Origin of the sequence: Methylobacterium mesophilicum (genome assembly GCF_036441335.1) — a bacterium.
GTDB classification, from domain to species: Bacteria; Pseudomonadota; Alphaproteobacteria; order Rhizobiales; family Beijerinckiaceae; genus Methylobacterium; species Methylobacterium mesophilicum_B.
The window spans coordinates 1,148,627-1,168,413 of record NZ_MLBW01000034.1 but is presented as its reverse complement, the minus strand read 5'-3'; the positions used below and the strand labels follow the sequence as shown (position 1 = coordinate 1,168,413).

At 71.5% G+C, this 19,787-nt stretch carries 12 protein-coding genes, 1 other RNA gene and 1 pseudogene; 4 read left to right on the top strand and 10 right to left on the bottom strand.

The genetic code is table 11. From position 1 onward, the window contains the following. Positions 1–29 precede the first annotated feature (29 nt). Both murG and MMR14E_RS26250 read right to left on the bottom strand, forming a co-directional pair. Positions 30–1,139 (bottom strand): undecaprenyldiphospho-muramoylpentapeptide beta-N-acetylglucosaminyltransferase, encoded by a 1,110-nt coding sequence (gene murG, locus MMR14E_RS26255; RefSeq protein ID WP_331318336.1) that lies wholly within the window; start codon positions 1,137–1,139, stop codon positions 30–32. Beyond that, positions 1,136–2,302 carry a putative peptidoglycan glycosyltransferase FtsW gene (locus tag MMR14E_RS26250; protein ID WP_331318335.1) on the bottom strand — a complete coding sequence of 389 codons (1,167 nt, stop codon included), beginning with the start codon at positions 2,300–2,302 and terminating at the stop codon, positions 1,136–1,138. Before MMR14E_RS26250 ends, murG begins: the two co-directional genes overlap by 4 nt. A 265-nt stretch (positions 2,303–2,567) precedes the next feature. Here MMR14E_RS26250 and MMR14E_RS26245 point away from each other — a divergent pair, with 265 nt between their 5' ends. Next, the gene (locus MMR14E_RS26245; protein ID WP_331318333.1) at positions 2,568–4,043 is read left to right on the top strand and encodes a PAS domain-containing methyl-accepting chemotaxis protein; all 1,476 of its coding nucleotides are present in this window, start codon (positions 2,568–2,570) and stop codon (positions 4,041–4,043) included. A 13-nt stretch (positions 4,044–4,056) separates the two neighbouring features. Here the strand turns inward: MMR14E_RS26245 and murD are convergent, their stop codons facing one another. The 8 genes from murD to MMR14E_RS26205 form a co-directional block, all read right to left on the bottom strand. Then, entirely contained in the window at positions 4,057–5,421 is a 1,365-nt protein-coding gene (gene murD, locus MMR14E_RS26240; protein WP_331318331.1) for a UDP-N-acetylmuramoyl-L-alanine--D-glutamate ligase, read from the bottom strand. 206 nt (positions 5,422–5,627) lie between these two features. Further along, entirely contained in the window at positions 5,628–6,713 is a 1,086-nt protein-coding gene (gene mraY / locus MMR14E_RS26235) for a phospho-N-acetylmuramoyl-pentapeptide-transferase (protein WP_012319328.1), read from the bottom strand. A gap of 77 nt (positions 6,714–6,790) precedes the next feature. Next, positions 6,791–8,191 carry a UDP-N-acetylmuramoylalanyl-D-glutamyl-2,6-diaminopimelate--D-alanyl-D-alanine ligase gene (locus tag MMR14E_RS26230; RefSeq protein ID WP_331318329.1) on the bottom strand — a complete coding sequence of 467 codons (1,401 nt, stop codon included), beginning with the start codon at positions 8,189–8,191 and terminating at the stop codon, positions 6,791–6,793. Positions 8,192–8,215: 24 nt separating this feature from the next. After that, positions 8,216–10,108, bottom strand: a complete 1,893-nt coding sequence (locus MMR14E_RS26225) for a penicillin-binding protein 2 (protein WP_331318327.1) — start codon at positions 10,106–10,108, stop codon at positions 8,216–8,218. A 6-nt stretch (positions 10,109–10,114) separates the two neighbouring features. Further along, positions 10,115–10,528 (bottom strand): cell division protein FtsL, encoded by a 414-nt coding sequence (gene ftsL, locus MMR14E_RS26220; protein WP_012319332.1) that lies wholly within the window; start codon positions 10,526–10,528, stop codon positions 10,115–10,117. Further along, the gene (gene rsmH / locus MMR14E_RS26215) at positions 10,525–11,586 is read right to left on the bottom strand and encodes a 16S rRNA (cytosine(1402)-N(4))-methyltransferase RsmH (protein ID WP_331318325.1); all 1,062 of its coding nucleotides are present in this window, start codon (positions 11,584–11,586) and stop codon (positions 10,525–10,527) included. The genes ftsL and rsmH overlap by 4 nt, the downstream gene beginning before the upstream one ends. A gap of 427 nt (positions 11,587–12,013) precedes the next feature. Beyond that, positions 12,014–12,412: RNase P RNA component class A (rnpB, locus tag MMR14E_RS26210), an RNA gene on the bottom strand. A gap of 51 nt (positions 12,413–12,463) precedes the next feature. Next, positions 12,464–12,904: a VOC family protein gene (locus MMR14E_RS26205; RefSeq protein ID WP_331318324.1), complete on the bottom strand. Its 441-nt coding sequence runs from the start codon at positions 12,902–12,904 to the stop codon at positions 12,464–12,466. 424 nt (positions 12,905–13,328) lie between these two features. On the opposite strand from MMR14E_RS26205, the gene MMR14E_RS26200 reads away from it, so the two are divergent. From MMR14E_RS26200 to MMR14E_RS26190, 3 genes and pseudogenes are all read left to right on the top strand, one after another. Further along, complete coding sequence (locus MMR14E_RS26200; RefSeq protein ID WP_331318321.1) at positions 13,329–14,456, top strand: acyltransferase; 1,128 nt, start codon at positions 13,329–13,331, stop codon at positions 14,454–14,456. A gap of 105 nt (positions 14,457–14,561) precedes the next feature. Continuing rightward, a pseudogene (pepN, locus tag MMR14E_RS26195) lies at positions 14,562–17,191 on the top strand (aminopeptidase N). Positions 17,192–17,378: 187 nt separating this feature from the next. Then, entirely contained in the window at positions 17,379–19,760 is a 2,382-nt protein-coding gene (locus MMR14E_RS26190) for a sensor histidine kinase (RefSeq protein ID WP_331318320.1), read from the top strand. The last annotated feature ends 27 nt before the right edge of the window (positions 19,761–19,787 follow it).

Sequence of the window (19,787 nt, the reverse complement as noted above, 5' to 3'; positions counted from 1 at the left end):
GGACCGCCGGTGCGGAATCCCTCAAGAAATCAGGTGCGGGCGGCCGTCTCGACGACGACCTCGGCCAGCCGCTCGGCGGCGTCGTGGATGCCCGCGCTTCTGGCCGCATCGGCCGCCGCGGTCAATTTTGCCGGCGTCTCGAAGCAGGCGGTCAGCTCCGCGGCGAGGCGGTCCGGCGTGAAATCCGACTGCTTCACCGCGAGCGCCGCGCCGATCGCGTCGAGGGTCGCGGCGTTGGCGGCCTGGTCCTGGTCGAGCGAGCCGGGCAGGGGCACGAGGATCGCCGGGCGGCCGATCGCGGCGAGTTCCGAGACCGTCGAGGCGCCCGAGCGCGCGACCACGAGGTGGCTCGCGGCCATCCGCGCGGGCAGGTCCTTGAAGAACGGCGCCGCCTCGATCCCGGCGAGCCCCATGGCGAGGTAGCGGTTCTGCACCGCCGTCAGGTCCTCGGGGCGGACCTGCTGGACGAGGTGCAGGCGGGCGCGCAGCGCGTCCGGCAGGCGGGCGATCGCCTCCGGCACGACCTCGCCCATGACCCGGGCGCCCTGGCTGCCGCCGAACACCAGGAGCCGCAGGGCGTCGTCGTTACCGAAGGGCGGAAACGGGACCCTGGCCGCCTCGATCACCGCCGGGCGGAGCGGGTTGCCGGTGTGGATCCGCGGCGCGCGGGCCTTGTCGGGCACGCCGCGCACGACCTCGAAGCCGGTGGCGATGGTGCGCGCGCCCCGCGCCAGGAAGGCGTTGGCCCGACCCATCACGGCGTTCTGCTCGTGCAGGATCGTCGGCACGCGCAGGATCTGGCCGGCCAGCACCGGCGGCACGGTCGGGTAGCCGCCGAAGCCGACGATGGCGGCCGGATTGATCCGCCGGATCTCCTTCGCCGCGACGCCGAACCCGCGGCCGAGCGTCAGCACGGCGCTTGCCCGCTTCAGCGGCGAGCGGCCGGACGGCGTCGCCGAGGCGATGGTCACCACCTCGGAGGCCGGGAACTCGGACGCGATGGAATCGACCCGGGCGTCGGTGGCGAGCGCCACCCGGATGCCGCGGGCCCGCAGCGCGTGGGCGAGGCTCTCGGCCGGGAACAGGTGGCCGCCGGTGCCGCCCGCGCAGAGCAGGATCGTGGGCGTGAAGACGGTCACCGCATCACCCCGGCGACGGTGGCGGGCGCGGTGCCGGGGGGCTTCTGGCTGAGCATGACGGTGCGGGGCCGCTTGCGGGTCAGGGCGACGAGGAAGCCGGTGCCGAGCGCCAGCGAGATCAGCGAGGAGCCGCCGTACGAGACGAACGGCAGCGTCATGCCCTTGGCGGGCATCAGCTGCGTGTTCACCGCCATGTTGATGCAGGCCTGCAGACCGAACAGCGTGGTCAGGCCGGTGATCGCCAGCCGCGAGAAGGTGTCGTCGGTGCGCCGCGCGAGCTTGAGTCCGCGCAGCACGATGAAGGCGAACAGGGCCACGAGGCAGAGGCAGACGATCACGCCGAACTCCTCGCCGGTGACCGAGAAGATGAAGTCGGTATGCGCGTCCGGCAGGTGGCGCTTGGCCACGCCCTCCCCCGGCCCGGTGCCGAACCAGCCGCCCGAGCGGAACGATTCGCGCGACCAGAAGTCCTGGAAGCCGCCACCGGAATCCCGGTCGAGGAACTTGTTGAAGCGCTCGCGCACGTGGTGGAAGAACAGGTAGGCAGCGAACACACCCCCGAGGCCCAGCACGCCGAGGACGGCCACCCAGATCAGGTGGAGGCCGGCCACGAAGAACAGCGCGCACCACACCATGGTAATCAGCATGGTCTGGCCGAAATCGGGCTGGAGCAGCAGCGGCACGATGGTGATCGGCAGGAGCAGCAGCGCCAGGATGCCGCCCGGCATGTCGCGGCGCTGGGCGCCCTCCGAGAAGGCCCAGGCGGCGACGACCACGAAGGCCGGCTTCACGAATTCCGAGGGCTGCAGGCCGAAGGAGCCGAACTGGATCCAGCGGTGCGCGCCCTTGATCTCGGGCCCGAACTTGCCGGCGAGCAGGCACAGGGCGACGCCGCAGATCCAGGTGACCAGCGCGAGCCGCCGGATGCCGCGCAGCGACAGGAACGAGACCGCGCAGATCAGCAGGATGGTCGGCGCGAGGTACATCGCCTGCCGGTTGAGGAAGTAGAAAGTCGGCAGGCCGATCCGCTCGGCCACCGGCGGGCCGCCGCCCATCAGGAAGACGAGGCCCGCGACCATCAGCGCGAACAGCGCCGCCAGCAGACCGCGGTCCACGGTCCACCACCAGTCCGTCAGGGGGGTGCGTTCCGCGCGTGACATCATGCCGGGCAACGACTCCAGGCCGCGCGGATGCCGATCCGCGCGGGTCGGACGGGATCCTCGGCAGGAATGGTAAACGGAGCCTTATGGCCGGCGCGTCGGCGCGCGTCGGCCGCACGTCTGGAGGCCGCTGGAATGCTGTATTTGGCCGCCGCAATACTGGTAAAAAGACACTCCATGTTAATCTTCCTACTGCAACTTCCGGATGTATCCCCCCGGCGGGTCGCGGTGCCCCGCGCCCGGTCCGCCCAGCGGAAGCCGACGCGCCATGTTCTCTGCCCTGAATGTCCGTGAAGCGCATGCCAAGCTGGCGGCCCTCGACCGGGTCCAGGGCGTGATCGAGTTCGACCTGGCGGGACGGATCCTGTCGGCGAACCAAAACTTCCTCGACGTGGTCGGGTACGCGCTGCCGGAGATCGTCGGCCAGCACCACAGCATGTTCATGGAACCGGCCCAGCGGGACGCGCCGGAATACCGGGCGTTCTGGGAGCGCCTGCGCTCCGGCGGCTTCGAGTCCGGCCAGTTCCAGCGGGTCGGCCGGGGCGGCCGGTCGATCTGGATCCAGGCGTCCTACAACCCGATGCTCGACGTCCGCGGCCGGCCCTACAAGGTGGTGAAGTTCGCCACCGACATCACGCAGCAGCGGACCGAGGAGGCCGACCGCGCCGGGCAGATCGCCGCGATCGACAAGGTGCAGGCGGTCATCGCCTTCGACCTCGACGGCACGGTGATCGCGGTGAACGACAATTTCCTCGCCGCGATGGGCTACAGCCGCGCCGAGGTGATCGGGCAGCATCACAGCCTGTTCGTGGAGCCTGCCTACCGCGAGAGCGAGGCCTACCGGGCCTTCTGGGCGGCCCTTCGGAACGGCACCTATCAGGCGGCGCAGTTCCGCCGGATCGGCAAGGACGGGCGCGAGGTCTGGATCCAGGCGTCCTACAATCCGATCCTCGATGCCGCGGGCCGGCCCTACAAGGTGGTGAAGTTCGCCACCGACATCAGCGATCAGGTCCGGCTGTTCGCCAACCTGCGGACCCTCATCGATCAGAATTTCGGCGAGATCGAGCGGGCGGTGACGCACTCGACCACGGCGGCCTCGCTCGCCTCCTCGGCGGCCGACTCGACCTCCGGCAACGTCCAGACCGTCGCGGCGGCGGCCGAGGAACTCGCCGCCTCGGTGGCCGAGATGTCCCAGAGCATCGTGCGCTCCCAGAGCGCCACCGACACCGCCTATGCCTGCGTCCAGGACGCTGACGGCCACACGAAGCGGCTCGCCGAGACCGCCACCGCCATGACCGGCATCGTCGGCCTGATCCAGGACATCGCCGGCCAGATCAACCTGCTGGCGCTGAACGCCACCATCGAGGCCGCCCGCGCTGGCGCGGCGGGCCGCGGCTTCGCGGTCGTCGCCTCGGAGGTGAAGGCGCTGGCCGACCAGGCGGCGCGCGCCACCGGTCAGATCAACGGCGAGATCGCCAGCGTGCAGCGCGTCTCGCAGGAGGTCGTAGAGGCTCTCAGCTCGATCGGGTCCTCGGTCTCGGTGATGCGCGAGACCGTGGTCGCCACCGCGGCCGCCATCGAGGAGCAGAGCGCCGTGACCCGGGATCTCGCCGAGAGCATGCAGAGCGCCGCCGGCGCCGTCACGGAGATCACCGGCAATATCGGGGCGATCGTCCAGTCGGTGGCCAACGTCTCGCAGGCGGTCGACACCACCCGCGACGCCGCCAAGGTTCTGGCGCGCTGAGGCCGGCGCTGCCTCAGGGCAGCGCCTGCACCAGTTCGCGGAACCGGTCGCCGCGGATCTCGAAGTTCCGGAACTGGTCGTAGGACGCGCAGGCCGGCGACAGCAGCACCACCGGCTCCGGCGCACCCGAGGCGGCGGCGTTCTCGGCGGCCTTCGGGACGGCGTTCTCGAGGGTCTCGCAGCGCGTGTAAGGCACGGCGCCCTCCAGGGTCGCCGCGAAGGCGTCGGAGGCCGCGCCGATCAGGTAGGCGTGGGCGACCCGCTCGAAATACGGCACCAGCGGGAAGATCCCGCCCTCCTTGGCCTTGCCGCCGAGGATCCAGTGGATGTCGCGGAAGGCGGTGAGGGCCTTCTCGGTGGAATCCGCGTTCGTCGCCTTGGAATCGTTGACGAACAGCACGTGGCCGCGCCGACCGACCTCCTCCATCCGGTGCGGCAGGCCCGGGAACGAGCTCAGCCCGGCCTGGATCTGCTCCGGCGACAGGTCGAGGGCCCGCGCCACGGTGACCGCCACCGCGGCGTTCTGCCAGTTGTGCGCTCCCCGGAGCGAGCCGATCCCGTTGACGTCGGCGAGGGCCGTCCCGTCCGGCTCCCGGACGATCCCGTCGCGCACCGTCAGCGCGTCGGTGCACAGCACGTCGCCGTGGGGCACGTGGACGCGCACGAGGTCGGCGCCGCGGCGATCCGCGATGGCGCGGCTCGGGGCGTCGTCGACGCCGACCACCGCCAGGCCGGCGCCCTGGACCAGGCGCTCCTTGATGGCCGCGTACTGCTCCATCGTGCCGTGCCGGTCGAGATGGTCCGGCGTGATGTTCATCAGCACGCCGACGCTCGGGTCGAGGCTCGGCGTCAGGTCGATCTGGAACGACGACATCTCGATCACGTGGACTCGGCCGGCGGCCGGCGGCTCCAGCGACAGGATGGCGGTCCCGATGTTGCCGCCCATCTGGACGTCGCGGCCCGCCTGCGCGAGCACGTGGGCGATCAGCGCCGTGGTGGTCGACTTGCCGTTGGTCCCGGTGATCGCCACGAACGGCGCCCCCGGCGCCTGCGCCCGCCGCTCCCGGCAGAACAGCTCGATGTCGCCGACGATGGCGACGCCGGCGTCCCGGGCGAGCCGGACGCTCCAGTGCGGCTCGGGATGGGTCAGCGGCACGCCCGGGCTCAGCACGAAGGCGGCGAACGCGGACCAGTCGGCCGCGCGCAGGTCCCGCGTCTCGATGCCGGCCTCCCGCGCGCGGGCGAGGCTGTCGGCATTGTCGTCCCAGGCCTGCACGGCCGCGCCACCCGCCTTCAGCGCCAGCGCCGTGGCGAGCCCCGAGCCCCCGAGTCCGAACAGGGCGACGGTCTTGTCCTGGAAGACGGTGACGGGTGTCATGCGGAACTCTGGATGCGGCGGCCGAACCCGGCCGATCCGACCGCGCCCGTCATCCCGAGGTGCCCGCGGCGGCGTTCCCCGAAGGCGGGCTCCAGGGATCGCGCGGCTGGCCGGGAGCCTCCTTCGAGGCGCCCGCTCCGCGGCCGCGCCTCAGGATGGGGGCGAGGATCGGATCGACCTCTCAGATCGCCCTCTAGCACAATTTCTCAGCGCAGCTTCAGCGTCGCCAGACCGGCCATCGCCAGGATCACCGCGATGATCCAGAAGCGGATCACGACCTGCGGCTCCTTCCAGCCCTTCTGCTCGAAATGGTGGTGGATCGGCGCCATGCGGAAGACGCGCTTGCCCGTCAGCTTGAACGACGCGACCTGGATGATCACCGACATCATCTCCAGCACGAACAGGCCGCCGACGATCGCCAGGACGATCTCGTGCTTCGTCGCCACCGCGATGGAGCCCAGCAGGCCGCCCAGCGCCAGGGAGCCGGTGTCGCCCATGAAGATCTGGGCCGGCGGCGCGTTGAACCAGAGGAAGCCGAGGCCTGCGCCGATGACCGCGCCGCAGACCACGGCGAGCTCGCCCGTGTCGCGGACGTAGTTCACCTGCAGATAGCTGGCGGTGAACGAATTGCCGACGAGGTACGCGATGAAGCCGAACGTGCCGCAGGCGATCATCACCGGCACGATCGCGAGGCCGTCGAGGCCGTCGGTCATGTTCACGGAATTGCCCGCCCCGACGATCACGAAGGCGCCGAACAGCGGGTAGAACCAGCCGAGATTCAGAAGCGCGTCCTTGAACACCGGGAAGGCGAGCTGGTTCTGGAGCGCGGCTGGCGAGTAGACCGCGATGGTCACGCAGGCCGCCATCGCGATCACCGCCTCCAGGGCGAGGCGGAACTTGCCCGAGAAGCCCTTGTGCGACTGCTTCGTGACCTTGAGGTAATCGTCGTAGAAGCCGATGGCCCCGAAGCCGAGGGTGACGGTCAGCGTCACCCAGACGTAGTGGTTGCGCGGGTTCGCCCAGAGCAGGATCGCCACGACGGCGCCGGCCAGGATCATGAGGCCGCCCATGGTCGGCGTGCCCCGCTTGGTCAGCAGGTGGGTCTGCGGCCCGTCCTCGCGGATCGGCTGCCCCTTGCCCTGACGGATCCGCAGCAGCGAGATGATCCAGGGCCCGAACCAGAACACGAACAGGCCCGCCGTGAACAGCGCGCCGCCGGTGCGGAAGGTGATGTAGCGGAACACGTTGAGCGGCGTGAAGCTGCTGCTCAGGTCCGAGAGAAGGTACAGCATCCGGGCGCTCGGCCCCCTTGTTCAGGCTCAGGTTTCGGGGGACGGCGCCGGTCGCGCCGTGCGCGCGGACGTGCCGATCACGGGACGGCCTGGGTCCGCCGGGTCGGATCGACCGCGTAGCGGGCTTTCAGCGCCTCGACAATCGGGCCCATGCGGCTGCCGTTCGATCCCTTCACCATGACGGCGTCGCCGGACCGCAGGGTCCGGGCGAGCGGCTCGAGCAGGTCGGTGGCGGTGTCGGCCACCGCGCCGCGGCGGCTCACCGGCAGGGCCTCGAACAGGTTGCGCATGAGCGGACCGGCCGTGAAGACCAGATCGACCCGGGCCGCCTCGATCGCCTCCGCCAGGCCGCGATGGAGGTCGGGCGCGGCGGCGCCGAGTTCCAGCATGTCGCCCAGCACCGCGATCCGGCGGCCGCGGGGCCCGGTCTCGATCCCCGCCAGGGTCGCCAGCGCCGCGCGGACCGCGACGGGATTGGCGTTGTAGCTCTCGTCCACGAGGTAGGCGGTGCCGCCGCCGATCTCGAGGGCGGTGCGCTCGCCGCGCCCCGCCGGCGGCGTCAGCCCGCCGAGCGACAGGGCCGCGCGGGCGAGGTCCGCCCCGAGGCTGTGCACCACCGCCATGACGCCCAGGGAGTTCAGCGCGGCGTGCCGGCCGGCGGTGCCGAGCTTGTAGGTGACGGGCTGGCCCATCACCACCGCGTCGATCACCGACAGGTCGGGCCGGAGCACGATCTTCAGGGCGCGGACGTCGGAATCCGGGTGCTCGCCGAAGGTCACCACCCGGCCCGCCCGGGAGGCCTGGGCGTGGGCGACCAGCCGGTCGAAATGCTCGACGTCGCGGTTCAGGATCGCGACGCCGCCGGGCTGGAGCCCGGAGAAGATCTCACCCTTGGCGTCCGCGATGGCGGCGAGCGAGGCGAAATGCTCGATATGGGCGGGCGCGATCGTGGTGATCAGCGCGATGTCCGGCCGGACCTGGGCGGTCAGCGGCACGATCTCGGCGCCGTGGTTCATGCCGATCTCGAACACGCCGTAGCGCGCCGAGCGCGGCATCCGCGTCAGGGTCAGGGGCACGCCCCAGTGATTGTTGTAGGAGGCCGCCGAGGCGTGGGTCTCGCCCTGCTCGGACAGGACGTGGCGCAGGGCCTCCTTGGTCCCGGTCTTGCCGACCGACCCAGTGACCGCCACGACCTGCGCGCGCGTCCGGGCCCGGGCGGCGGCACCGAGGCGCACCATCGCGGTCAGGACCGGGTCGACGCCCGCCTCGGGCACCGCCAGGACGGGNCCGGCCACCGCGGCGGCGCCGCGCTGGGCGGCCTGCGCGGCGAAGCGGCGGCCGTCGGCCTTCGTGCCCGGCACGGCGACGAAGACCGTGCCGGTCGCGACCTGCCGGCTGTCGGCGGTGAGGTCCGAGACGGTCAGCTCCCCCGCGGGGCCGGCGGCCTCTGGGAAGAGGTCGGCGAGCCGCGCGCTCATCGATCCACTCTCATCGATCCACTCTCACGGGCCGCCGAGCTGGTTGACGTGGTAGGCGTTGAGCTTGACCATCTGCGGGAACGGCCGCACCGGCGGCTCGAATTGCGGCGGCAGGCCGAGGATCGGCGCCACGCGCTCGATCACCTTGCCGGTGACCACGCCGGAATTCCAGGCCGCCGTGGCGTAGCCGCCCGATTCCGGCAGGCCCTGCGGCTCGTCCATGATCGTGACGAACAGGTACTTCGGGTCGTTCATCGGCGCGGCCGCCATGAAGGTCGTGAACAGGCGGTTGTGGATGTAGCGGCCGCCGATGACCTTCTCGGCGGTGCCGGTCTTGCCGCCGACGAAGTAGTACGGGATCGCCGCCTTCTTGGCCGAGCCCTCGGAGGCGTTGAGCCGCATGATGTAGCGCATCGCCTCAGAGGTCTGGGCGGAGAGCACGTGCGTGGCGCGGGCCTTGGCCGCCTCGGGCGTCGTCTTGAGGAAGGTCGGCGTCATCAGGTCGCCGCCGTTGGCGATCGCCGCCACCGCGGCCGCGGCCTGGATCGGCGCCACCGCGATGCCGTGGCCGAACGCGATGGTGATGGTGTTGATCTCGGTCCAGCGCGACGGGACGATCGGCGCCGCGCTCTCCGGCAGCTCGGTGCGCAGCCGGTCGAGCAGGCCCATCTTCTTCAGGAAGGCCTTGTGGCCGGGCACGCCGACGCCGAGCGCCATCTTGGCGGAGCCGATGTTGGAGGAGTGGGTGAACACCTCCGGCATGGTGATGACGCGGTTGGTGCCGTGGTACTCGTGGATCTTCTGCCGGCCCCAGTTCAGCACGCCGCCCCGGGTGTCGAAGGTCGAGTTGACGTTGTACTTGCCGGAATCGAGCGCCATGGCGAGGGTCATCGCCTTGAAGGTCGAGCCCATCTCGTAGACGCCGACATTCATCCGGTTGATGCGGTCGGGCGAGAGCGCGTCCTTCGGGTCGTTCGGGTCGAAATCCGGCATCGAGACGAGCGCGATGACCTCGCCCGTCTTCACGTCGAGGATCATCGAGGCGCCGGCCTTGGCCTTGAAATGGTCGATGCCCCAGGCCAGCTCGTCGCGCACGGCGAACTGCGCGCGCAGGTCGATCGACAGCTGCACCGGCTTCAGGTCGGCCTGCTTGTTGATCAGCCCGAAGCTGTTGAGGGCCTGCAGGCCGGTGGAGTCGATGTACTTCTCCATGCCGGCGATGCCGACGCCGTCGAGGTTCGTCGCGCCCAGGATGTGGGCGGCCGCGACGCCGTTCGGGTAGACCCGCTTGTGGTCGGGCAGGAAGCCGATGCCGGGGATGCCGAGCCGGTGGACCTCGGCCTGCTGCTTCGGCGTCAGCTCGCGCTTCACCCAGACGAAGCCCGCACCCTTCTTGTCCTTGCGCTGCGTCAGCTTGGCGCGCAGCTCCGAGGCGTTGAGTTCCGGCAGGACGGCGGTGAGCAGCTCCACCGCCTCGTCCTTGTCGTAGATGTTGCCCGGCTCGGCGAAGACCGAGACCGTGCGGATGTCGGTGGCCAGGATCTCGCCGTTGCGGTCGACGATGTCGGGCCGGAAAGCGGTCGAGGACGCGGCCGCGACCCGGTGCTCCTGGCTGGGCGGCTCCCCGAAGATCGCCATCATCAGGAGCTTGGCCGAGATCGTCCCGAACACGCCGACGAAGACCAGCCCGACCAGCGCGACACGCATGTGCGAGCGCTCGATCGCCAGCCGGAACATGCTGCGCAGGAGCGCCTTGGCGCGGTCGGCGCGCGGCTCGGGCTCGCGCGCCTCCTCGTCCAGGGGGCGCGGCGCACCGGCGGCGTGCGCCAGCGCGGCGGCTTCGAGCAGCGCCGCCTCGTGGTCCGACACGGCGGGCTCGACCGCCGGGTCTAGGGTCTGGTCGGCGTGATCGGACACGGGGGTTTACCTCGAAGCCGTCGTCGGGGTGCGGGTCGTGGTGACGGTGCGGGTGATCGAGCCGGTCGTGCGCGGCTCGATCGCGCCCTTGTCTTTGGGCGTCGCCGTGGCGGCGAGCAGCCGGCCGATCTCGTCGCCGCGCTCCGGCCGGGCTGGCAGGTCCGAGAGGCGCGCGAGGTGGCTGGTGCCGATCGGCTCCAGGGCGAGATGCTTGTCGACGGCCGCCTGCAGGCGGTCCGGCCGCGTCAGCAGCTGCCACTCGGCGCGCAAGACGGCGATCGCCTGCCGCTCCTTGTGCAGGGCCGTCTGCAGCTTCGAGACCTGACCGCCCTGATAGAGCGTGTCGTACTTGATCGAGTAGGCGTAGATCGCCGAGGCGACGAGACCGGCCACCGCCAGCAGGTTCAGGAGCCGGATCATCGGCGATGGCCTCCGCGGGCCGCGTCGGGCAGGCTCGCCAGCGCGGTCAGCGCGGCCAGCGGTTCGGGAACGTCGGATTCGGTGCGCTCCGCGGCCCGGAGCTTGGCCGAGCGGGCGCGCGGGTTGCGGGCGGTCTCGGCCTCGCCCGGCAGGACCGGGCCCTTGGTGACGGGGCGGAAGCTGCGGACGGTCTCGGCCGGACCCCCGGGCAGATGGCGCGAGCCCTGGGCCGAGCGGCCGCTGCGCGCCGCGAAGAACTGCTTGACGATCCGGTCCTCGAGCGAGTGGAACGTCACGACGGCGAGGCGTCCGCCGGGCCTGAGCACGCGCTCGGCCGCGTGCAGGGCACGGACCAGCTCGCCCAGCTCGTCGTTCACGGCGATTCGCAGGCCCTGGAAGGTCCGCGTCGCCGGGTGGATGTGGCTTCCGGGCTCGGTCCGGACCACGCCGGCGACGAGCTCGGCCAGCTGCGCGGTGGACTCGATCCGACCGCGGCGCCGCGCCTCGAGGATGGTCCGCGCGACCGCCCGCGAGCGCCGCTCCTCGCCGTAATGGTAGATGATGTCGGCCAGCACGGTCTCGTCGGCCTCGTTGACGAGATCCGCGGCGCTCGGGCCATCGCGGCCCATGCGCATGTCGAGGGGGCCGTCGCTGCGAAACGAGAAGCCCCGCTCCGGCGCGTCGAGCTGCATCGACGAGACGCCGATGTCGAGGACCACCCGGTCGACCTGCGCGATGCCCGCCTCCGCGAGGAGGCTGTCGAGATCGCCGAAGCGGCCGGGCAGGAGGCGCAGGCGCCCGCCGGACCCCGCGACGAGCGCCTGTCCGGCCGCGATGGCCGTGGGGTCGCGATCGATCGCCACGACCTGCAGGGCCGGGTCCGCCGCGAGGAGCGCGCGGGTGTAGCCGCCGGCGCCGAACGTGCCGTCGACCGCGATCCCGCCCGCGGTGCCGAGCGCCTCGACGACCTCCGCGAGGAGGACGGGGACGTGCGGTTCTGCCGGCGCGTCGGCGCCGCCGTGGCGGGGCGACGTCTCGGGAGCGGAGCGGCGGCTCATGATCGCCTCGCCGGCGCGGCGTGCCGTGGCGCGCGAGGACGGGCGGAGTGTCGGCGCGCCCCGGAGATCCGGGCGCGGGTGCGGCTCGTGCGTCTCATGGTGCCCTGTGCCGGGCCGCGCGAGCGCGGCGCGCGTGACGGGAACGGCACCGGATGCGGAGCGCGCAAAACGCCGCGCACGGACGGGACCTGCGCGATGGCAGGGTGCGCCCGGCGATCCGATACACGCCGTTGACGGGAGGATGCCGGGTATCATGGGCCTCGGAGGATCGTCAACGCACAAGCTTGGCGCTGCCGCGCGGACCGATCTGAACCCGGCAAGGTTAACCGAAGGTTTTTGCCGCGCCCGAATCTTCGGCGCGCCGCCTGCCGGCCCGGCCACGGCGGTGGGTCGACAAGGCGTTGAGGATACAGGCTTTATCGGGAGGTGGATCAGCCGGCCTGTAAGCCGGGTTCTGTAGGGCCGGAGCGCTCGCGCGCCCCGACGTGGCAGCCATTCCTCTGGGACGATCGTTGCCGACCGCCTCGAGCAACCAACCCGGGCGACTGGCCTGGAGAGCCGGCCTGCCCTTCTCGCGAAGGGCGCGCCGCCCCTATTCGGTCTTGCTCCCGGTGGGGTTTGCCGTGCCGTCCGCGTTGCCGCGTCCGCGGTGCGCTCTTACCGCACCCTTTCACCCTGACCCCGGACGGATCCGGGGCGGTCTGCTCTCTGTGGCACTGTCCCTGGGGTCGCCCCCGCCGGAGGTTATCCGGCACCGTCTCTCCATGGAGCCCGGACTTTCCTCCCCGAACGCTCGCGCGCCCGGAGCGGCCGCCCGGCCGGCTGATCCGCGGGCAGATGCGCCCGCGGGGCCGTCCGGGTCAAGGGTGCGGGCCCGTTACCAGGTGCCGGTGTTCTCCATCGACTTCCACGGCTCCTGCGGCTCCTTGGCGCCGCCCTTCTGGAGGATCTCGATGGAGATGCCGTCCGGCGACTTCACGAAGGCCATGTAGCCGTCACGCGGCGGCCGGTTGATGGTGACGCCCTTCTCCTGCAGCCGGGCGCAGAAGCCGTAGATGTCATCGACCTGATAGGCGAGATGGCCGAAATTGCGCCCGCCCGAGTAGGTCTCCGGATCCCAGTTGTAGGTGAGCTCGATCAGCGGCGACTTCGTCGCCGAGGCGCGCTCGACATCGCCGGGCGCGGCGAGGAACACGAGGGTGAAGCGGCCCTTCTCGTTCTCGACGCGGCGCACCTCTTTCAGGCCGAACGTGTCGACGTAGAAGGCGAGCGCCCGGTCGAGGTCGGCGACCCGGACCATGGTGTGCAGAAATTCCATCGGGACCTGTCCTGTTGCTCTTCGAAGACGGACCGCTGGCCCGCCTCCGGCTGACTCGCCCCGCTAGCTAGAGGCCGGCCCGGCGGTGAGAAGGCCGTCCGGTACGGAGTCGGGACAAAACGGCCCGGGCGTCCGGACGGGTCGGAACCCGCCGAGCCGAAGTGGACGCTGTGGACCCAGGCCCTCGGGAGTGATCCGCCCGAGGTCTGGCGGCGGGCCGGGTGTCTCCGGCCATTCCTCCGAAGGATATCCCGATCCATCGATGGAGAGATACTTCGGCTGAAAGATGGTGGGCGGCTTACCACCAAGATGTAGTCGGCACACGACGGATCCGCCTTATGCCACGGGATGACAGGTGCGCTTTCGAACGTCGGAGGCCGTGATGAAGACGCAGGGGTCCGCGCGAGACAGGCACGATGCACAGATGATCGGTCTCGATGCGGCGCGCTTCCTCGCCGCGATGCTGGTCATGACATTTCATCTCGGCGCGTACGCTTGGCAGGCGCCGCTCTCGACGGCCGGCCGTGCCTTCGATTCCGCAGCGGCCTATCCCGAATTGTTCGCCTGGACGTGGTTCGGATGGATCGGGGTCGAGTTGTTCTTCGTCATCTCGGGCTTCGTGATCGCCTACTCGGCCGAGCACGCGACCGCGCGCACCTTCCTGCGCAGCCGCCTCCTGCGTCTCGTGCCGGCGGTCTGGATCTGCGCCACACTCACGGCCCTCGTCTCGCTCGCCATTGGCCGCATGGGATCCGTCCGGCAGGTGCTGCGAGCCTATCTCGACTGCGTGCTGTTCGTTCCGGTCGCGCCATGGCTGGACGGCGTCTACTGGACCCTCGGCGTGGAGATCGCGTTCTACGGGCTCGTCTTCGCGCTGCTGCGGCTCGGGCGGTTCCGGAGCATCGGCCCGGTCTGCGCGGCGGTCGGCGGCGCCAGCACCCTTTTCTGGCTCGCGACCCTGGCCGTGCCGAACCTCGCCGACCTGGCGGCGACCCGATTGGCCGAACTGACGCTCCTGCGCCACGGCTGCCTCTTCGCGCTCGGCGTCTTCCTGTGGCTGGCGCTGGTCAAGGGGCCGACGACCGGACGTCTGTGCGTGATCGCCCTCTGCGCGGTCGGGGCGCTCGTGGAGATCGGAGACGCGGCCAGATCGTTCCTGTTCCAGATGGGCCGGAGCGGGGCTCCGCTCCTCCCGCGCCTCGCCTTCGCGGGCTGCGTCCTGATGATCGTGGCCAGCGTGCGCGGCAACGCGTGGCTCCGCGCGCGGCTCGGGGACCGGGGCTGCGCGCTGGCTCGCCGGCTCGGGCTGATCACCTACCCGCTCTATCTCCTGCACAACGTCAACGGGGCCGCCCTGATTCACCGCCTCGTCGACGCCGGCGTTCCGCCCTACACGGCGCTCGTCGCCGCGTGCGGCGCCATGCTTCTGCTGAGCTACACCCTCATGCGCTGGGCCGAGCCCTTCGTCCGCGCCCGCCTGTCGGCCACGCTCGACAGGGTCGGCCTCGACCGGCCGCTGCTCGCGGAGCGGCGCACGGCCCCCGGGCTCTGAGCCGGGCGAGGACCGCCCCGCGCACGCCGTTTCGACGGGGCCGATCGTTGCGCCGCGCGCTCTGAGGGACCAGAACGGGCCCCTTCCGCACCCGGAGTGAGCCGAATGCGCACCGAGACGCCGCCGCTGATCCGCCTCGAGGAATACCGGCCCAGCGACTACCTGATCGATCGCGTCGACCTCGACATCCGTCTCGACCCGCACGCGACCCGCATCGACGCGACGCTGACGCTGCGGCCGAACCCGGCCGGCGTGCCGGCGGTGCCGCTCACCCTCGACGGCGACGATCTCCGGCTGGTCTCGGCCGAGCTCGACGGCGCGCCGCTGGCGCCCGACGCCTACGCGGCGACGCCGTCCGGCCTCATCCTCCGCGATCCGCCGCGGCAGCCCTTCGCGCTGCGTCTCGTCACGGAGGTGGATCCGACCGCCAACACCAAGCTGATGGGCCTCTACCGGTCGAACGGGGTCTACTGCACCCAGTGCGAGGCCGACGGCTTCCGCCGGATCACCTACTTCCTCGATCGGCCGGACGTGCTGTCGGTCTACACCACGCGCATCGAGGCCGACCTGGCCGAGGCGCCGGTCCTGCTCGGCAACGGCAATCCCGTCGCGACCGGCGCGGCCGGGCCGGGCCGCCACTTCGCGATCTGGCACGATCCCCACCCGAAACCCGCCTACCTGTTCGCCCTCGTCGGCGGCCGGCTCGGCCAGGTCGAGACGCGCTTCACCACGATGGAGGGCCGCCCCGTAACCTGCGCGGTCTACGTCGAGCCCGGCAAGGAGGACCGGGCGGGCTACGCCCTCGACGCCGTCATCCGCTCCATGGCCTGGGACGAGACCGCGTTCGGCCGCGCCTACGACCTCGACGTGTTCAACGTCGTCGCGGTGTCCGACTTCAACATGGGCGCCATGGAGAATAAGGGCCTCAACATCTTCAACGACAAGTACGTTCTGGCGAGCCCCGAGACCGCCACCGACGGCGACTACGCGGCGATCGAGGCGATCATCGCGCACGAGTACTTCCACAACTGGTCCGGCAACCGCGTCACGTGCCGGGACTGGTTCCAGCTCTGCCTGAAGGAGGGGCTCACGGTCTTCCGCGACCAGGAATTCTCCTCCGACATGCGCTCGCGGCCGGTGCATCGCATCGCCGAGGTGCGCTCCCTGCGGGCGCGCCAGTTCCCCGAGGATGCCGGGCCCCTGCGGCACCCGGTGCGGCCGCGGGCCTACGCCGAGATCAACAACTTCTACACGGCGACCGTCTACGACAAGGGCGCCGAGGTCGTCCGGATGCTGCGGACGCTGATCGGTCCCGAGGCCTTCCGGGCCGGCATGGACCGCTACTACGCCGACAATGACGGGCGCGCCGCCACGGTGGAGGATTTCCTCGCGGCCTTCGCGGCAGTGATCGGGCGCGATCTCGACGCCTTCGCCCGCTGGTACGAGCGGCCCGGCACGCCCCGCCTCGCGGTCACGGCCGCGTACGATCCGGCCGCCGCGCGCTACACCCTCCGGTTCGCCCAGAGCCTGCCCGGCGCCGGCGCCGAGCCCGACGGGCCGCCGCTGGTGATCCCCGTGGCCCTCGGCCTCGTCGGGGCGTCCGGGCCGCTGACGGGCGCGACCTGCCCGGACATGCGGGACGGCGTCTACGTTCTCGACCGCCCCGAGGCCGAGATCGTGTTCGACGCGGTCGCCGAGGAGCCGGTACCCTCCCTGCTGCGCGACTTCTCGGCCCCGGTGCGGCTCGACCTCGCCCTGACCGACGCGCAGCGGATGCGGCTGCTCGCGCAGGACAGCGACCCGTTCAACCGCTGGCAGGCCGCGCAGGACGTGGCTCTGCGGCTGATCCTCGAGCCCGACGCCGATCGGACGGAGGCGTTCGCCGCGGCACTCGGCCGGTTCCTCGACGAAGAAGCCTTGGCCGACCCGGCCTTCGCGGCCCTGGTCCTGGCGCTGCCGAGCGAGGGCGAGGCCGCCGACGCGGTGCCGGCCGACGTGGATCCCGACGCGATCCACCGGGCGCGATTCAACTTGCGGGCGCGTCTGGGCCAGGCCCTGCGGCCGCGGCTCGAATCGATCGACGCGGCGCTCGCGCCGGTGGCCGGCGCGCCCTACAGCCCCGACGCCGCCTCGGCGGGGCGCCGGTCNGGTCGCTCCGCAACGCCGCCCTCGACCTGGTCGCCGCCGGCGATCCCCGGGAGGGCGCCGCCCGCGCCGCCGCGCGGCTGGCCGAGGCCACCAACATGACCGACCGGCTCGCCGCCCTCGGCACGCTGGCGCTGATCCCGGGGGAGACCCGCGAGGCCGCCTTCGCGGAGTTCGCGGCCCGCTACGCCGACGAGCCCCTGGTCCTCGACAAGTGGTTCGCCCTCCAGGCCCAGATCCCGGAACCCGGCACCCTCGACCGGATCGCGCGGCTGCAGGAACACCCGGCCTTCACCATGACCAACCCGAATCGCGTGCGGGCGCTGATCGGGAGCTTCGCGTTCGGCAATCCGACCCAGTTCGCACGGCCGGACGGGGCGGGATTCGCCCGCGTGACCGACACGGTCGCGGCACTCGATTCGACCAACCCGCAGGTCGCCGCGCGGCTGCTCACGGCCTTCGGATCGTGGCGCCGGCTGGAAAAATCACGCGGCGCCAAGGCGGTCGAAATGCTGAATGGGATCAAGGCGATCCCCGGGCTCTCGCGGGACACGGCAGACATCCTCGCGCGCACCCTTGGAGGCGGCTAAGCGTCTGAAACCGCGGCCGAAATCGATTCTCGGGCGGCCGGGCAACACCCGGCTTTCGTCAAGCCCTTATGGTAAAAAATCCGTGGACAAACGGCCCCCCGAAGTGATTGTATTCAGTCAGATTCGGGGGGCCTTCGGGGGCCGGGTGCCCGTACCGGATCACAGTTCCCACGGGCGAGGTTCGGCCATGCCGGAGGCGGCTTCCGCTTCCTTCTCCGCGCGTGCGGATTCGAGTCTCACGATCTCCTGGCCCATGCGGAGCCGGGACCCGCGTCTCGGCCAGGCCGAGCGCTGGCTGCGCTACGCCGTGCCGGGAACGCTCGCGGTGTTCCTGGCCTGCCTCGTCGGGCTCGCCGCGCTCCACATCCAGGGCCAGCGGGCCGAGATCCTGGCGGGTGCGAAGGCCGAGGTCGAAGGCTTCGCCCGTCTGGCCGCGCGGGCGGTGGATCCGGCCGGCACCGTGGCGGAGGACCTGCGCGCCCTGGTGCCCGAGAGTGAGCGGCATCCCGGCCGCCGTCTGCTGGTGGTCCGGCCCGACACCCGCATCGTCGCCGCCCATCCGCCGCTGCCCGCCGACCGGACGACCCTCGCCGCGGTGCTCGGCGAGAGCGAGCCGCTCTCCGGCCTCGGCGAGCGCGCCGGCGCCATGGCCCTCGAACTTCCCGGCGGCGAGAGCGTGCTCGCCGCCATGCACAGCCTGCCCGGCGGCGCGGGGCAGGTGGCGGTGCTGCAGCCCATCGAGCCGCTGCTGCGCGGCTGGAGCGCGCGCACCCGCGACCAGATCGTCCTGATCGCCGCCGCCGCGATCGTCATCGTCGGCGTCGGCCTCGCCTACGGTCTCCAGACCCGCCAGGCCGCCCGCGCCGACCGCGCCCGCGAGCAGATCCGCGGCCGCCTGGAGACCGCCCTCCGCCGCGGCGCCTGCGGGCTGTGGGACTGGGACATCGCGCGGGGCCGGATCTACTGGTCCGACTCGATGTACACGCTGCTCGGCTACCGGCGGCAGCACGAGTACCTCTCGTTCGGTGACGTCAACGGCCTGGTCCACCCCGACGACGGTGACCTGTACAGCCTCGCCCGGGGGCTCGCGGCCAACCAGACCCATATCGACCACGCCTTCCGCATGCGCGGCGCCGACGGCGCCTATGTCTGGCTGCGCGCCCGCGCCGAGGTCGTGGCCGACGCCGCCGACGGTGGCCGCCACCTCGTCGGCATCGCCACCGACATCAGCGAGCAGCGGGCCCTGGAGGAGACCAACGCCGCGGCCGACATGCGTCTGCGGGACGCCGTCGAGGCGATCTCGGAAGCCTTCGTGCTCTGGGATACCGGCAACCGCCTGGTCCTGTGCAATTCGAAGTTCCGCCACCTCCACGCCCTGAGCCCCGAGGACGCGCAGGCTGGCCGGAGCTACACGGACGTGATGGGCCGCGGCGTGCTCCCGCAGGTCCGGCGGGAATCGCCCGAGGCCGGGATGGCCCTGACCGGCCTGGCGGCCCGCACCTTCGAGGCCGAGCTCACCGACGGCCGCTGGCTGCAGATCAGCGAGCGGCGCACCAAGGACGGCGGCTACGTCTCGGTGGGGACCGACATCACCAGCCTCAAGCGCAATCAGGAGCAGCTCCTCGCATCCGAGCGCGAGCTGATCGAGACCGTGAAGGACCTCAAACGGTCCCGCCGCACCCTCGAACTCCAGACCCAGCAGCTCGCGGACCTCGCCGAGCGCTACCTCGACCAGAAGGCGGCCGCCGAGGCGGCCAACCAGGCCAAGGCCGAGTTCCTGGCCAACATGAGCCACGAGCTGCGCACGCCGCTGAACGCCATCATCGGTTTCGCCGACGTGATGGAGAACGCCGTCCTCGGCCCGCTCGGCACCCCGCGCTACACCGAGTATTGCCGCGACATCCGCGAGAGCGGTTCGCACCTGCTGTCCATGATCGACGACATCCTCGACATGGCCCGGCTCGAGGCCCGGCGCGTGCGCCTGAGCCCGAAGGCGATCTCCGCCGAGACCGCCGTCAGCGCGGCCCTCGAGCCCGTCGAGGCGACGGCCCGCGAGAAGGCGATCACGGTCAGCGTCGACGTCGTGCCCGGCCTCGAGCTGTTGGCCGACCCGCAGGCGATCCGGCAGATCCTCGCCAATCTCGTGCAGAACGCCGTGAAGTTCACGCCCGCCGGCGGCCGCGTCGCGGTCCGCGGCCGCCGCGCCGGCGCGTCCACCCACCTCTACATCGAGGACAACGGCATCGGCATTCCCCGCACCGACCTCGCCCGGCTCGGCCGGCCCTTCACGCAGGTCGAGCGGCAGATGACCCGCAGCCACAAGGGGTCGGGCCTGGGCCTCGCCATCACCCGCTCGATGGTGGAACTGCATGGCGGTTCGCTCCGGATCCGCTCCGAGGAGACGGTGGGCACGATCGTGCTCGTCCGGCTGCCGGCCGCACCGGACGGGCGGCCGGAGGTCCTCGTTCCGCCCGGCCCGTCCAGTTCTGCGACGGCCGATTCGGCGACGGCCCTGCGCGAGGGGCCACGGGCGGTCCGGGCCGCCGCAGGCCGCTCGGCCGTCGCCTGAGCGGGCCCGCTCACGGGCGCGGATCGA